Genomic DNA, 14,134 nt, shown 5'->3' with positions numbered 1-14,134 from the left:
CCACTCGCGCACAAGGAAAGGCCCGACATGAGCCCCACAGGATTCTCCGAATACCCGCTGGACCTCGTGCACCGGCTGATCGAGCCCGGGCCGGTCATCATGGTGTCCACCTTCGACGGCGAGCGCGCCAACCTGATGACCAACGGTTTCAACATGCCGATCGCGCACGGGGCCCTCATCGGGCTGATTCTCGGCCCGTGGGACCACAGCTACGACGCGCTGCGCGCCACCGGCGAGTGCGTCATCGCCATCCCCTCCATCGACCTGGCCGAACAGGTCACCGACGTCGGCAACATCTCCGGCCGCGACGTCGACAAATGGGACAAGTTCGGCTTCACTCCCGCACCTGCGGCTGTCGCTCGGGCGCCTCTCGTCCAGGAGTGCTTCGCCAACATCGAATGCACCGTGGCCGATGACAGGCTCGTCGACGACTACAACCTGTGGATTCTCCGCGGCGAGCGCGCCTGGTTCGATGCCGGCAAACGAGGAGCGGGCGAGTTCCATCATCGTGGCGACGGCACCTTCTCCGCCAACGCCGACACCCTCGACCTGCGGCACCGCATGACCAAATGGCAATACCTGACGCGCGACCAGTAAGGGCACTTCGCGGCCCTTGGGCTGGGCAGCGTTGGACCGTAAGCTCGGAGCTGCCTTCAGCCGGTCATGAGGAGGAGCGACCCATCTCTACCCCGCCCAGCTTCGCGGAGTTGCTGCGTCAGCATCGGCAAGCGGCGCGTCTGACTCTGGAACAGCTCGCCGAGGCATCCGGAGTCAGCGCCCGGACTCTGTCGGACATGGAGCGTGGGCGCAGCACAGGCCCGCAGCATCGGACGGTCACCGCCTTGGCGCAGGCGCTCTCGCTTGGGGAGGACGATCATCAGCAGTTCATCGACCTGGCCCGAGAGGGCCGCCTGAGGGATCACTGGGCGCGTCCGACCGGTCTGTGTGAGTTGCCGCGATCGGTTGACGACTTCACCGGCCGTGCCGCCGAGCTGGCCTGGACGGACGACTTCGTGAACGCCGCCGAGTCGCCGGGTGCCGCCGGCGTCGCCCTCATCACCGGGGCGGCCGGGCTGGGCAAGACGACGTTGGCCGTCCGCGCCGCCCACGTGCTGCGGCCGAACTTCCCGGACGGAGTGTTCTTCGTCGACCTGTTCGGCATGTCCTCTCGGCCGCTGTCCGCGCAGGACGCTTTGACGCAACTCCTGCGCGCGCTTGGCACCGCCGAGCGGCACCTGCCCCACGACCCGCTTGACCGCGCCTCGTTGTACCGGTCGCTGTTGCGGGAGCGCCGCGTTCTGGTCGTGCTCGACAATGCCGGGTCGGAGGAGCAGATACGCCCGATCCTCCCGGGTGGCGGCCCCAGCAGAGCGCTCGCCACGAGCCGGCGGTTGCTGGCCGGTCTGGAGGGTGTGCACCGGTTGAGTCTGGGCCCGTTGCCGTCGGCGGAAGCAGCCGAGCTGCTGACCGGGATTTTGGCGAAGCGTGGTTCCCTGGATGACGGGGCGGCGATCGGCGAGCTTGCTCAGTTCTGTGGTGGCCTGCCGCTGGCCTTGCGGATCGTGGGGAATCGGCTGGTCAGTCGGCCTAGCTGGCCGGCCGCCGCGTTCGTGGACCGATTGGCGGACGAGGAGCGGCGCCTCGATCAGCTCAGAGCCGGTGACCTCAAGATCGCGACCGCGTTCGGGATGTCCTATGAGCAGCTCGCGGTGCTCGCGCAGCGGGTGTTCCGCCGGCTGGCCCTGGTGCCCGGCCGGGACTTCGACGCAGCCCTCGCGGCGGTGCTCGGCGGCGTCTCGGTCGAGGACGCCTGGGACGCCCTGGACGAGCTCGTCGATCTCGGTCTGCTGCAGGACAGCAGGTCGGGTCGTTACCGCTTCCACGATCTGGTACGACTGTTCGCCCGCGATCAGCTGCACGCGGAGGAACCCGCGGCCGATCGCGACACGATCGCCGCGACGATGACGTCGTGGCTGCTGCGGATGGCCACCACCGCCGGACGGTGGTTCGAGCCCGCGTACGGCAGTCCCGACCGGCCTGACACCGACCTGTCCTCCCCAGAAGAGGCCGACCACTGGCTGCGCGCGAATGTGGACAATTGGCTGGGTGCCTTGCGGACGGCGGCCGGTGGCGGCCGGCACTCCGCGGTCCTCGACTGCGCCGAGTCGATGTACTGGTTCTCCGACCGGTGGATGCACGCGCCGCACTGGCACGAGGTCTTCACCCTCGGCGCCGAGGCCGCCGCCGCCTTGGGCGATCCGGCCCGGCAGGCCCGGCAGCTGAACTCGCTGGCCTGGGTCCACCTGCTGCCGCGAGACGACCCGGAGACCACACTGCGGTACACGGCCCAGGCGATGGACCTCGCCACCCGCAGTGGCGCCACGGCGCAGATCGCCTCGGCCCACCACGCCGCGGGAGGCGCGCTTCGCCGGCTCGGACGGCTCGATGAGGCCACTGAGGCGGAGACCCAGGCGGCGGAGATGTTCAAGGCCATCGGCGACATCGATACGTACGGCCAGTGTCTGGGCGCCCTCGGCACGTGCCTTCGCGACGCCGGACGCTACACCGAGGCGCTGGAGCGGTACCTCGACCTGTTGACCCTGCTGAACGACGACCGGTCGGGGATGACGCCGAGCGTCGCGGCGTTCACCCGGCCGATCGCGCTTGCTCGCGTCGGCGAATGTCTGGGATCGCTCGGCCACCGGACCGAAGCGATCACCAAGCTCACCGAGGCGATCAGCCTCATGGAGCAGGCGCAGGTGCCCGTCCCGCAGGCCCGCTCCCTGGAGACACTGGCGGCCTTGCTGGCCGACGAGGGCCGGACCGGCGAGAGCCGCGATGCCTATGCGCGGGCGGCCGAGGTGTACGAGGCCCTCGGCGACGCCGATGCGAGCAGCCGCTGCCGCGACCTGCCGAACGCCGCGCCCTGACCGTTCCGCGCCACTTCTGCGTCCTGTTCTGCGTGGACGGGCCGCGTGCGCGCGACTTGGATGGAGTGCACACGGACAGGCGTCGGGCCTGTCCACCCAGGTCAGGAGCGACCATGACCACCATCAAGAACATCGTGCTCGTGCACGGTGGCTTCGTGGACGGATCCGGCTGGCAGGGCGTCTACGACGAGCTGACCAGGGACGGCTTCCATGTCTCCATCGTGCAGAACCCGACGCTGTCGCTGGAGGACGACGCCGCGGTGACCCGCCGGGTCCTGGACGGCCTCGACGGCCCGGCCGTCCTGGTCGGCCACTCCTACGGCGGGGTCGTCATCAGCGAGGCCGGAACCCACCCCAACGTCGCCTCACTGGCGTACATCGCCGCCTTCGCCCCGGACAAGGGCGAATCGGTGAACACCCTCATCGCCGACCCGCCGCCCGGCGCGCCCGTGCCGCCCATCCTCCCTCCCGTGGAGGGCTTCCTCTTCCTCGACCGTGACAAGTTCGCCGCCTCCTTCGCCGCCGACCTGCCCGGCCAGGTGGCCGCGTTCATGGCCGACGCGCAGGTCCCCTGGGGTGTGAACGCCCTGGGTGGGGCGGTCACCGAGCCGGCCTGGCGGCACAAGCCGAGCTGGTACCTGGTGGCCACCGAGGACCGCATGATCCCGCCGCCGGCCCAGCGCGCCATGGCCGAGCGCGCCGGAGCGTTCGTCGTCGAAGCCGTCGGCAGCCACGCCGTCTACGTCTCCCAGCCCGCCACGGTCGCCGACCTCATCCGCCAGGCCGCCGCCTGACAACCACCCACCTGGCTGACCACACGTAGCCGTTATCACGACCAACGCGCCCCCAGAGGAGCTACCAACCGTCCTCCTCCGGGTTTCACCGCATCCGGGCACATAGCCCCGCGTGCCCGGAAAGCGTGCCTTGGTAGCGTAGAGGTGCGGAGCCACCATGGGCAGCGCGCTGACGTGACCGTGGAGGCGGTCGGCCGGCTGTTCTTCGCGCCGGCTTTCGCGTGGGCGAGCATGGACGATGTCATGCCGACAGCCCGCGATGATGGGCAGGAGGTGGGCCCGTGGCTGGAGCAACCGGCAGGGTGGCATTGGTGACAGGGGCCAGCAGCGGAATCGGTGCGGCCACCGCGCGCCTTCTGGCCGCGCGAGGGATGCGGGTGGTGGTCAACTACCTCCATAGCGGCTCGGCGGCCAAGGAGGTCGTGGCCGGCATCGAGGCCGCGGGCGGCCAGGCGATGGCCGTGCAGGCCGACGTGCGCGAGGCAGCCGCGGTCGAGAGCATGATCGAGCAGGTCCAGGCGGCGTGGGCCGGCATCGACGTGCTCGTGCACAACGCGCTCACCCCCTATGTGATCAAGCCGTTCCAGGACATGACGTGGGAAGAACTGGGCGGCAAGCTCGACGACGAGATGCGTGCGGCGTTCGCGGTCACCAAAGCCGTCCTGCCCACCATGACCGAACAGGGCTGGGGACGCATCATCTATCTCGGTACCGGCCTCAGCCGCGCGCCCCGGGATGGCATGATCGCGCTGGGCACGGCCAAGGCCGCACTGGCGCAGTTCGCCCGGTACCTCGCCCAGGAACTGGGCCCGCAGGGCATCACGGTCAACGTCGTCGAGCCCGGCCCGGTGGAGGACACCCGCATGGCGGGTGTGCTCGACGAGAAGCAGAAGCAGCGGCAGGTGGCCGCTACCCCTCTGGGCCGCCTGGCGCACCCGGGCGACGTCGCCCAAGTGGTCGCCTTCTACGCCAGCGAGGACAACGCCTTCATGACCGGCACCTCGGCCGCGGTCAACGGCGGGATGTCCATGTACTGACGCATATGGGCCAGTCGGACCGTATCCGGCGCACCGTCACGTCAGCAGCCGGGCACGCGCGGGCGCATGGCGGTGACACGATCAAGGAAAACGTTCATGTACACGATCGATCTCGCCTACGTGGGGCGGGGCCTGCACGAGGAGCTGGTCGCCTACATCGCCGACCAGCAGGGCTACGACGCCGAGGAAGGCGTTCACGTCGCGCTGCGCGACGGCTGCTCCTGGGACGAGGAGCGGCTGCGCCACGGTGCCACCATCGGGCTCGGCCGGGCGCTGCTGTCCCGACTGGCCGATGGCATTCCCTGGGTCGCACTCAATGTCAACACCCACCGCCCGCTGTTCTGGTTCCTCGCCCGCTCCGGCCTGACCTCCCTGGCCGACCTGGCCGGCCGACGGCTGGCGGTGCACGCCCCCCACACCGCACCCGGCTGCTTCGCCCGGATCGTGCTGCGCCGGGCCGGCCTCGACCCGGACCGCGACATCCACACCATCGTCCGCCCGCCCGGCGACTACGGCATGGACCTGCGCTGGCTGCACGACGGCAGGATCGACGCCGCCCTGGTCGGCAGCACCATGGCGCCGGAGGCGATAGCCGCCGAACACGGCTGGCAGGTGCTGGCCTGGGTCGGCGACCACTTCCAGGTCCCCACGGTAGGTGTGGCCGTCGACCCCACCTACATCCAGCCGGACGACCCCGCGGTCCAGGCCGTCGTACGAGCCCACCGGCGCGCCCTGCGGGTGATCCAGAACGAACCCGACACCACGGCGCGGTATCTCCAGACGTTCCTCGGCGGACACACCGCAGACGAAGTCCGAGCGCACTACGAGAAGTTCATCGCACCGTACTTCACCACCGACGGCCAAGCCGACCTCGCCGTCGGCGCCAGCGCGATCACCGCGGTCGCCGCCGAACTCGGCGTCCCCGCCACCGTCACCGCAGCCGAGTTCTACCGCACCAAACCTTAAGAGCCCGGTGCTGCCGAAGCGCACGCCGTACCTCAAGACCGCCCCCGCAGAGACGCCCGCCTCTCCAGTGCCCGGCGAACGGCTCCATGGTGTCCTGAGTTGATCCGCGTTCCGGCTTCCCCGTGATCTTGTAGGATCCGCTGGCGCACCCGAGCCTCCAGGAGCAAACATGATCATGAACTTAGCCGCAGCCCTGGCCATGACCGCCACGCTCGGCACCGCCCCCGCCCAGCCGCCGGTCGGCAAGCTGCCGGGCACCTCGGCCAAGGTCGTGGCCAAGATGGCCGGTCGGCCGATCCAGCTCACCTCCTACTCGACGCCGTCGACCAGGCAGCCCTTCAAGAAGCGGGTTTGGGATCCGGCCAAGGGCGCGTTCGTCGAGACCGCGGGGGAGGTCGCCGTGTCGCCCGACGAGCGCTGGACGGCGACCCTCGCCGAGACTCAGCCCTCCGGCGCGCCGACGATGGCGTTCGTGGATCGCAAGTCCGGCGACCGGACGAACGTGGAGCTGCCCGTCCCGGCCGATCCCGAGCAGGAGGGCCAGCACCTGCGCACGCTCTGGCCCACCTGGTCTCCGGACGGCCGCCACCTGCTGCTCAACGTGTTCGAGCCGGGGTTCGAGCCCCATTCGGAGGGCATCGTCCTGATCGACGTGCCCACGCTGAAGGCCCGCTTCGTCCGCATCGAGAAGGCCCTCATCACCGTCGGCGGCTTCCAGTGGACCCGCGATGGCAAGGGTGTCGTGGTGCGCTGGGGCAAGAACGGAAAATCCTCCATCCGCCAGTACGACCTCACAGGCGCCGTCAAGCGGACCTGGCACGTACGCGGACGCCCGGCGGCTCAGGGCCAGGGGACGTTCACCCCGTCGGGCCGCCGCTTCGTCACCGCCTGCACCCCGCTGGAGAAGTCCGCCTGCGTGTGGGACACGGCCACCGGCAAGGCCGTCACCAGGATCAAGCTGGCCTTCAGCCCTGTCTGGAGTCCGGTGCTGGGCTGGTACGACGAGCGCCATCTGCTCGCGCCGACCTCCGAGGGCGTGGGCATCGTGGACCTCAAGGGCAAGGTCGTCGAGACCCTGCTCACGGTGCCGAAGAAGCAGGGCCTCTACCTCCGGTTCGAGGCGCGCGGCAACGGCTGACCTCGGCTGGGTTGATCGTCACTGCTACGGTTCGTACCGGTTTGCCCGGTGATCATAGGTCATCTCTGGTTGACCCCCCAGGAAGGAAGATCCGCCATGCCCACCAAGGCGCTGCAGATTCCCACCGCGGACGGCCAGGCCGACGCTTTCGCCGCCTTCCCCGACGATGACGAACGGCACCCAGGGGTGCTGCTGTACACGGACATCTTCGGCGTGCGGCCCGTGCTGCGGGAGATGGCCCGCGAACTGGCCGGGAACGGGTACTACGTGCTCGTCCCCAACCTCTACTACCGGCACGGCCCGGCACCGGTGATCGAACTTCCCGAGCACCTCGGAGCGGAGATCCGGCCCACGGTCGTCGCCCAGCTGATCCCCTTCGTGAAGGTGCACACCACCGAACGTGTTCTGCGTGACGCCGACGCCTACCTCAGGTTCCTCACCACCCAGCCCGAGGTCAGCGCCGGACCGGTCGCCGCGATCGGCTACTGCATGGGCGCCGTCCTGGCGATGCGCACCGCGGCGGCCCACCCCGACCAGGTGGCCGCCGTCGCCGGATTCCACCCCGGCAACCTGGTCACCGACGCACCCGACAGCCCGCACCGCCTCGTCCCCGAGCTCACCGCCCAAGTCCACCTCGGCCTCGCCGAGAACGACATGACGTCCGAGGGCATCAGCGAGCTCAACCAGGCACTGGATGCCGCAGGCGCCGGCCACACCTGCGAGATCTACCCCGGCACCGTCCACGGCTTCACGATGTCCGACACCGACGCCTTCAACCCCTCCGCACTGCAGCGCCACTGGGACCGCCTGCTCTCCCTCCTCGACCGCACCCTGGCCAACAGTTGAGGCCCCCGGTTCGGGTGCGCAGACCCGAACCGGTATGGCAGCGCTGGCTATCGCTCAGGTGTTGATCTGGAGGACCCAGATGGAGACGTGATCCGCACTGTGGGTGTAGATCACGCGGAAAGTATCGGTCCGCAATTCCAACGCGTTGGGAATGCCGCCATAGGGCACGGCCGCGAGCGGCTCAGGGTCCTCGGCGAGGTCGAACATGATGTCCGCGATGATGACGCGCAGGCCGGGCGCAGCATGGCTCAGGATCGCGCGGACCGGGACATCTACGTGGAGGAGTCGTTTCAAGACCGCTCGCTGGGGGCTGGTAGGTCAAGGTCGGCGTACAGGGCGGCCTTGCTGTCGTACGTGATCATCTCGCGCTCGCCTCGCTCGTGGGCGGCGATCGCCTCCGCCACGCGGGCGGCCTCCAGCTCGCGGTGGGCGCGGAGCAGCTCCTCGTAATCCTGCTCGGAGATGAGGACGGCGCGCTCGCTGTTGGAACGGCGGATGGTGGTGGGCTGGTGGCCGTGTACGGCGCGAGATACCAGGGTGCCGAGTTGGGTGCGGGCTTCGGCGATGCCCAGCGCCTCAATGGTCATGTGGATCCTCCGAGGTGTTCTCCGGCGTCGCTCTTCCCGGACGGCTCTACGATACGCGGTCGGCGCGCAATGTTGTACAACCTGAGCAACTTGTGCAGCTTTACCCGGTTCGCATCTCCCGAATCCGGCGCTCCAGGGTGAGGGCCGTGCCGCTGCTCGGGACCGTTCAGGAGACCGGGGGTGTGCTCGGCACCGCGGGCTGCGGGATGTCCTGCGGATCGGTCCGTCCGCGGCGGATGAGGTACTCGGCGGTCGCGAGGGCGGCCGCGCCGAGCAGCACCTCGGCGACGGTGGAGACCAGGCGGCTGGCCAGGGCCACCACCGCGGCGGCCGGGGCGGGCAGCACCAGGGTCAGCGCGGCCGTGAGCACCGCCTCACGGACGCCGATCCCGTCGGGGATGAACACGCTCGCGATGCCGATCGAGGTGGCCAGCGTGAACGCGCCGACACACAGCATGAGCGAGCGCGACGGAGGCGCGCCCATCGCGATGGCCAGGGGCCACAGGTGCAGCCCGGTGACCACCCATGACAGGCTCTGCCAGGCGACCGCGAGCCGCACTCCCCGGACGGAGGCGGCCTTGGCCGCCCCGGGGCGGCGCAGCAGCCGCAGCAACAGCGCGGAGCCCTGGTTGACGATGTGCGGGCGCACCAGGACGAGCACGATCAGTACGGCGGCTCCGGCCAGCCACGCCGCCTGCGCCCCCAGCAGTTGCACGCCCGCGAGCAGCCCGACCGTGAACCCGCTCAGCAGCACCAGGCTCATGACGAGCGCCGCCGTGGTCATCAGCCTGGCGAAGGTGACGCCGTTGGCCGTGGCCACCTTGGTGGCGGCGATCATGCCGGGCACCCGTCCGGGCAGGTACTTGGACAGGAACCCGACGAAGAAGATCCGCACCACACGCGGCCCGCTGACCGGGGGGCCGGTCTCCAGCAGCACGACGCGCCAGCCGAGGAACCCGAGCGACAGTCCCGCCATGCTCGCCAGCAGCGAGCCGCCGAGCAGGAGGCTGATCTGCCCGGCCTCGCGCTGGGTGAACAGGACACCGACGACACTCCAGTCCAGCCGGGACATCGTCCACACGATCGCGGTCAGGACGGCGAGGGCGAACGCGGCGGCCAGCGCCAGCCTCAGCGGACGTGGCAGCCGGGGCAGCCTGATCGATCTCACTCGCGCGTCCCAGCCGACGGCGCCGGGGACAGGCCTGTCCTGACCGGCTCTCCCTGCCGGCGGCCCAGCTCGTAGGCGACGCGCAGCAGCCCCACGCAGGCGCCGAGGAAGAAGGCCGTGTGGAAGCAGAGCTGCATCCAGGCGACCCACAGTCCGAAGCGGGTGCCCCGGTAGCGGCGGGCGAAGCCGATGAACATACGGTTCATCCAGAGGAACACCGCGAGCGTCGCCGCCGGCACGGCCAGCAGCCAGGGGCTGACGAGCGCGAGCGGCAGGGTGAGGAACGTGGCCGTCGCCGAAGCGGAGGAGACCCGGGGTGGTTTGCGACGCTTGTTCTGGCCCGTTCCGATCATGTTGAGCTGGAAGCCGACCTTGCCCTCACCACGCAGTCGCCGCGCCCGTACCATGATCACCGGCAGCGTGGTGGACCGGACGAACCGTTCGGCCAGGCACCCCCAGAACCGGTCCTCGTCGTCGGCCTTGGTGACCACGGAGGTGGTGACGACCAGCCGGTAGCGGGCCGGGACACGCGTGCCGAACTCGAAGTCCTCGCCATCGCGCAGGCGTTCGTCCAGGCCGCCCGCCTCCTCGAAGACGTGGCGCGGGATCAGGGTGCAGGACAGGAACGTCGCCGTGGTCCGGCTGCGCTCGTAGTGTTCGCACAGAACGCGATAGCGTTCGACCGGGCCGTCGTCGTACAGCGGCTCGATGTCATAGATGCCCTGGACCATGCCGCAGTCCGGCGTCTCCCGGTACGCCTTGACCGCGTTGTGTATCGCGTCAGGGGCGAGTGCCGTGTCGGAGTCGACGAAGAACAGCAGCGGAGCCGTGCTGCCGGCCACCCCGAGATTGCGGGCCCCCGCCGGCCCCTGGTTGCGTGGCGACTGGACGATCGTGCACGGGAACTGCCGGGCTGTCTTCAGCGAGCCGTCGGTGCTGACGTCGTCGACGACGATGACCTCGACCGGGCGGTAGGTCTGCGCGTACACCGACTCCAGGCAGGCCCGCAGGGTTTTGCGCTTGTTGTAGTTCGGCACGATGACCGCGACGTCATCACGCCAGGGCAGCTCGTCAGGCATATCCGGTCCCTTCGTTGGTGGGGCCGCGCCGGTCAGGACACCGACACGACCATGCGCTGGGCCCGATGGTCGGACAGCCCCTCGGCGCCGGGCAGCTCGTAGCGATGAACGGTCACGTCGGGGCTGGTGTACAGCCAGTCGATCCGCCACAGCTCGGCGGTCCCGGCCAGGTAGGTCGCCGGATACAGGGACGAGAGCGCGGGCGTCCTGTCGATCAGCCGCTCGGGGAGCAGGCGGCGGAGGCCCATCGCCGGGGAGGTGTTCAGGTCGCCGGCGAGCACGACGGGATGGGGGTTGGCGGCGATGTCCGCGCTGATGGCCCGGTAGCTCGCCTCCCGCCGCAGGGTCTTGCTGAAGGCGTTGTCTCGGGACTTGGCGTCGTACAGCCGCCATTCGAGCGGGGGCTGGGCGATCTGGGGGTCGTAGAAGGAGACGACCGTGCCGTTGACGTCGATGTCGGTGCGCAGCGTCTCGACCGTGTAGCCCTCCGGCCAGCCCCGCAGCGCCTCGGGGATCTCCTTCTGGTCGGACGGCAGCCATGGGCGCAGGTCCAGGCCGCGGTGCCCGACGATCGGGAAGCGCGAGAGCGTGATCTGCTCGCCGGACGCCGCGACATGGTAGCCGGGGAACTCGCGGCGCAGCTCGGCCAGCTTGTCGATGCGCATCGCCAGGTCGGCGGTCCAGGGCTGGGACCGCATGTCCCCGGCCCGGGTGTTCACGTAGAGGTACTCCGTCAGCAGGTATACGTCGGCGTCCAGCTTGTGGAGGTAGGCGTAGAACTCGGGTGAGTACCGGTCGCCCTCGGCTGTGCGCCAGTCCTGGTCCCAGAACTCGGTGTTCCAGGCGGCCACGGTGATGCTTCCGGGGCCCGCGAGCGGCGGCGTGTACCAGAGGGTGGCGTAGTTGACCCCGCTCGGCCCGGCGCCCAGCACCGCGGTGACCACCAGCAGTGACATGATCCGCCAGCGCACCGGCCGGGCCAGCGGCGCCACGACCAGCAGCAGCGCGGGGACCGCCAGGAACAGCGGCGGCGGTATCAGCTCGATCGGCGCCCACAGCGAGGTGCGCCCGCTGGCCAGCAGGTGGCAGAGCACGAAGAGCAGCCACGCCACCGAGGCGGTCACGACCAGCTTGGTGCCCCAGCACCAGCGGCGACGCGGGCGGATGAAACGCCTGACACGTTCCGCCCAGGACCTGTCCGGCTGGGGCGGCGTGGAGGTGAGCCGCTGGTCGGTCACTGCGTCCCCGTCGCGCATCAACACCATCCTCGGTGGGTGGGCCGGCGTCGAACGTACTCAGGAGTCCTTGTCGCATCCTTGTCAGCGGGCGGCGGCCGGGCAGGCGCGTTCGGCGCGTTCGGCGCGACAAGAATGGGACAAGTCGCCGTGCCTAGCGTGAACCGGACGCGAGGTCTGGACACGGCCAATGGAGCACATCATGAGTCGGGAGCGTCCGCTAGTCTCGGTCATCATCCCCAGCTATAACCGGTCCGACGTGTTAGGACTCTGCCTGGCTGCGGTAGCAGAACAGACTTATCCGCATATCGAGGTCATCGTGGTGGATGACTGCGGCACCGAGGATGCGGCGCGGGTGGCCGCGGCCAAGGGCGCCAAGGTGGTACGCACCCAGGTCAACGGCGGTCCGACCCCCGCGCGCAACCTCGGCGCCGAGCACGCCGCCGGGGAGATCCTGTTCTTCCTCGACGCCGACATCGCCCTCGACCCGGACGCCGTGGAGAACGCGGTGCGGATCTTGGCATCCCACCCGCGGATCGGCGCCCTGGGCGGCATCCTGGGGCCCGAGTCGCTGGTCTCCCAGAGTCTGGCCGCCCAGTACCGCGCCCTGCAGATGCACCGCTGGTGGATGCCCGCCCACCGGCCGACGCTCGAGCTGCACGCGGCCGTGCTGGCGGTCCCCGCCAAGGTGTTCGCCGAGATCGGCCCCTTCGACCCGCGGCTGCGCGAGACCGTCTCCTCCGACTACCGCATACGCGTGACGCGGTCGTACGAGGTGAAGCTGAGCGACGCGATACGCGGCCGCAAGGACCACGACGCCACCGTGGGGACGATCCTGCGCAAGGTGCTCCGCCGCGCCCGCATCAGCGCGCTGGACTGGCACAAGGGGGAGACGCCCGGGGACTCTGTGCCGCGCGCGGTCGGCGGCGTCCTGCTGCTCGCCGCCGTCCCGGCGCTCGCTCTGCCCGTGGTGGCGGGCCGCGCCGGCGCACTCGTCCCGCCCGCGCTGGTCGCCACCGCCATAGCCCTGGACGCGGGCACCTACCGCTTCGCCTACACCCAGCGGGGCGCCGCGTTCGGCCTGTATTTCACCGGCGTCCACCTCGCCGTCACCTTCACCGGCGCCCTCGGCGGAGCGGTGGGCGTCCTGCAGCGGTTCGCGCGCGCCCGCCGGGAGAAGCCCGCCCGGATTCTCCCGGCCCAGGACTGAACGGCCATGCAGATCATCGGCACCGACCCCGCCACGTTCGTCAAGATGGTGGACACGACCCTCGACGCGCGGACCTTCGCGACACCGGCCGACCGGGAAGGGGAGCTCCGATGACACCGCAGCTACGGCCGCTGGTCTCGGTCATCGTGCCGAACTACAACTACGCCCGCACGCTCGAGCTGTGCCTGAGCGCGCTGGAGCGGCAGACGTACCCGCGCATCGAGGTGATCGTCGTCGACGACCGCAGCACCGACGACTCGGTGGAGATCGCCCACCGGCACGGGGTGCGGGTCGTGGTCACCGACACCAACATCGGCGCCCCGGCGGCGCGCAACCTCGGCGTCGAGCACGCGCGCGGCGAGGTGCTGTTCTTCCTCGACTCGGACCTGGCGCTGGCCGAGGACGTGGTCGAGCACGCGGTGAACCTGCTCACCGCCGATCCCACCCTGGGGGTGGTGTGCGGTACCTACGACCCGGAGCCGCTGATCCCCGACAGCCTCGTGGAGCGGTACCGCAGCCTCCAACTGCACTACTGGATCTCCGGTGACGAGGGCGAGATCACCACGATCTACTCCGCGCTTTTCGCCATGCGGGCGGAGGTCTTCCGCGAGGTGGGCCCGCTGAACCCCGCGCTGCGCCACAGCGAGAACGCCGAGTACGGCCACCGCGTCACCCAGCGGTACCGCATCGTGCTGGACAACAGGATCAGAGGCAGGCATGACCACGACGACCGGCTCAAGGTGGTGCTGTCGAAGTTCTTCCACCGCGCACGCCTGCATATCCCGCTGTACCTGCGCCGCCCGGACTTCAACGGCGGCCCGGCCAACAGCAGCCGCGGCTGGGGCTCGCTCGCCGCTCTGTTCGCCGTGCTCAGCGCGCCGCTGCCGGTGGTGCTGGGTCCGGCCTGGCTGGCCGCGCCGGTCGTGCTGCTGGCCGGCTCGATAGTGGCGGACCTGGGCATGTACCGCTTCGTGCGGCGCTACGCCGGCACGCGCTTCACCCTGTACTTCACCGCGGTGCACTTCCTGGTGAACGTCACCGTCGCGGTGGCGGTGTTCGCCGGAGTGGCCCAGTGCCTGCTGTCCAGCCGGTTCCGTCGTACCTACGACCTCCCGGCCCATTCCGCGTCGGCCGAGGTGTGAGC

Annotated in this window: 14 protein-coding genes; 9 read left to right on the top strand and 5 right to left on the bottom strand. The window is 70.0% G+C overall.

The annotated features are described in order from the left end of the window. The first annotated feature begins 27 nt into the window (after positions 1-27). From KLK06_RS48125 to KLK06_RS48095, 7 genes are all read left to right on the top strand, one after another. Positions 28-597 (top strand): flavin reductase family protein, encoded by a 570-nt coding sequence (locus KLK06_RS48125; protein ID WP_214642472.1) that lies wholly within the window; start codon positions 28-30, stop codon positions 595-597. Beyond that, positions 570-2,930, top strand: a complete 2,361-nt coding sequence (locus KLK06_RS48120) for a helix-turn-helix domain-containing protein (protein WP_250907173.1) — start codon at positions 570-572, stop codon at positions 2,928-2,930. The genes KLK06_RS48125 and KLK06_RS48120 overlap by 28 nt, the downstream gene beginning before the upstream one ends. A gap of 113 nt (positions 2,931-3,043) precedes the next feature. After that, positions 3,044-3,724: an alpha/beta fold hydrolase gene (locus KLK06_RS48115; RefSeq protein WP_214642470.1), complete on the top strand. Its 681-nt coding sequence runs from the start codon at positions 3,044-3,046 to the stop codon at positions 3,722-3,724. Positions 3,725-4,005: 281 nt separating this feature from the next. After that, on the top strand, positions 4,006-4,761 hold the full coding sequence (locus KLK06_RS48110) for an SDR family NAD(P)-dependent oxidoreductase (protein WP_214642469.1): 756 nt from the start codon (positions 4,006-4,008) through the stop codon (positions 4,759-4,761). A 96-nt stretch (positions 4,762-4,857) separates the two neighbouring features. Next, the gene (locus tag KLK06_RS48105; protein WP_214642468.1) at positions 4,858-5,727 is read left to right on the top strand and encodes an ABC transporter substrate-binding protein; all 870 of its coding nucleotides are present in this window, start codon (positions 4,858-4,860) and stop codon (positions 5,725-5,727) included. A gap of 169 nt (positions 5,728-5,896) precedes the next feature. After that, positions 5,897-6,865, top strand: coding sequence for a hypothetical protein (locus tag KLK06_RS48100; RefSeq protein ID WP_214642467.1), 969 nt, complete (start codon positions 5,897-5,899; stop codon positions 6,863-6,865). A 96-nt stretch (positions 6,866-6,961) separates the two neighbouring features. After that, entirely contained in the window at positions 6,962-7,711 is a 750-nt protein-coding gene (locus tag KLK06_RS48095) for a dienelactone hydrolase family protein (protein WP_214642466.1), read from the top strand. A 54-nt stretch (positions 7,712-7,765) separates the two neighbouring features. On the opposite strand, the gene KLK06_RS48090 is transcribed toward KLK06_RS48095, so the two are convergent. The 5 genes from KLK06_RS48090 to KLK06_RS48070 all read right to left on the bottom strand — a co-directional run bounded on the left by KLK06_RS48090 (position 7,766) and on the right by KLK06_RS48070 (position 11,801). Continuing rightward, complete coding sequence (locus KLK06_RS48090) at positions 7,766-8,005, bottom strand: hypothetical protein (protein WP_214642465.1); 240 nt, start codon at positions 8,003-8,005, stop codon at positions 7,766-7,768. After that, positions 8,002-8,298 (bottom strand): type II toxin-antitoxin system Phd/YefM family antitoxin, encoded by a 297-nt coding sequence (locus tag KLK06_RS48085; protein ID WP_214642464.1) that lies wholly within the window; start codon positions 8,296-8,298, stop codon positions 8,002-8,004. Before KLK06_RS48085 ends, KLK06_RS48090 begins: the two co-directional genes overlap by 4 nt. A gap of 166 nt (positions 8,299-8,464) precedes the next feature. Beyond that, positions 8,465-9,466 (bottom strand): lysylphosphatidylglycerol synthase domain-containing protein, encoded by a 1,002-nt coding sequence (locus tag KLK06_RS48080; protein WP_214642463.1) that lies wholly within the window; start codon positions 9,464-9,466, stop codon positions 8,465-8,467. Continuing rightward, positions 9,463-10,545 carry a glycosyltransferase gene (locus tag KLK06_RS48075; RefSeq protein WP_214642462.1) on the bottom strand — a complete coding sequence of 361 codons (1,083 nt, stop codon included), beginning with the start codon at positions 10,543-10,545 and terminating at the stop codon, positions 9,463-9,465. The genes KLK06_RS48080 and KLK06_RS48075 overlap by 4 nt, the downstream gene beginning before the upstream one ends. A gap of 32 nt (positions 10,546-10,577) precedes the next feature. Beyond that, positions 10,578-11,801, bottom strand: a complete 1,224-nt coding sequence (locus KLK06_RS48070; protein WP_214642461.1) for an endonuclease/exonuclease/phosphatase family protein — start codon at positions 11,799-11,801, stop codon at positions 10,578-10,580. Positions 11,802-11,970: 169 nt separating this feature from the next. Between KLK06_RS48070 and KLK06_RS48065 the strand changes: the two genes are divergently transcribed. Next, positions 11,971-12,990, top strand: a complete 1,020-nt coding sequence (locus tag KLK06_RS48065) for a glycosyltransferase family A protein (RefSeq protein WP_308168771.1) — start codon at positions 11,971-11,973, stop codon at positions 12,988-12,990. Positions 12,991-13,100: 110 nt separating this feature from the next. Beyond that, positions 13,101-14,132 carry a glycosyltransferase family 2 protein gene (locus tag KLK06_RS48060; RefSeq protein ID WP_214642459.1) on the top strand — a complete coding sequence of 344 codons (1,032 nt, stop codon included), beginning with the start codon at positions 13,101-13,103 and terminating at the stop codon, positions 14,130-14,132. Positions 14,133-14,134 lie beyond the last annotated feature (2 nt).

It is taken from the genome of Nonomuraea sp. NEAU-A123 (genome assembly GCF_018603905.1).
Lineage (GTDB): Bacteria > Actinomycetota > Actinomycetes > Streptosporangiales > Streptosporangiaceae > Nonomuraea.
The sequence above is the reverse complement of the archived record's forward strand: the minus strand, read 5'-3'. Positions and strand labels throughout refer to the sequence as shown.

Coding starts and splice junctions, on each gene's coding strand:
- KLK06_RS48060 (WP_214642459.1), top strand. CDS start 13,101: ATGACACCGCAGCTACGGCCGCTGGTCTCGGTCATCGTGCCGAACTAC.
- KLK06_RS48095 (WP_214642466.1), top strand. CDS start 6,962: ATGCCCACCAAGGCGCTGCAGATTCCCACCGCGGACGGCCAGGCCGAC.
- KLK06_RS48075 (WP_214642462.1), bottom strand. CDS start 10,545: ATGCCTGACGAGCTGCCCTGGCGTGATGACGTCGCGGTCATCGTGCCG.
- KLK06_RS48105 (WP_214642468.1), top strand. CDS start 4,858: ATGTACACGATCGATCTCGCCTACGTGGGGCGGGGCCTGCACGAGGAG.
- KLK06_RS48100 (WP_214642467.1), top strand. CDS start 5,897: ATGATCATGAACTTAGCCGCAGCCCTGGCCATGACCGCCACGCTCGGC.
- KLK06_RS48115 (WP_214642470.1), top strand. CDS start 3,044: ATGACCACCATCAAGAACATCGTGCTCGTGCACGGTGGCTTCGTGGAC.
- KLK06_RS48125 (WP_214642472.1), top strand. CDS start 28: ATGAGCCCCACAGGATTCTCCGAATACCCGCTGGACCTCGTGCACCGG.
- KLK06_RS48065 (WP_308168771.1), top strand. CDS start 11,971: ATGGAGCACATCATGAGTCGGGAGCGTCCGCTAGTCTCGGTCATCATC.
- KLK06_RS48070 (WP_214642461.1), bottom strand. CDS start 11,801: ATGCGCGACGGGGACGCAGTGACCGACCAGCGGCTCACCTCCACGCCG.
- KLK06_RS48085 (WP_214642464.1), bottom strand. CDS start 8,298: ATGACCATTGAGGCGCTGGGCATCGCCGAAGCCCGCACCCAACTCGGC.
- KLK06_RS48120 (WP_250907173.1), top strand. CDS start 570: ATGGCAATACCTGACGCGCGACCAGTAAGGGCACTTCGCGGCCCTTGG.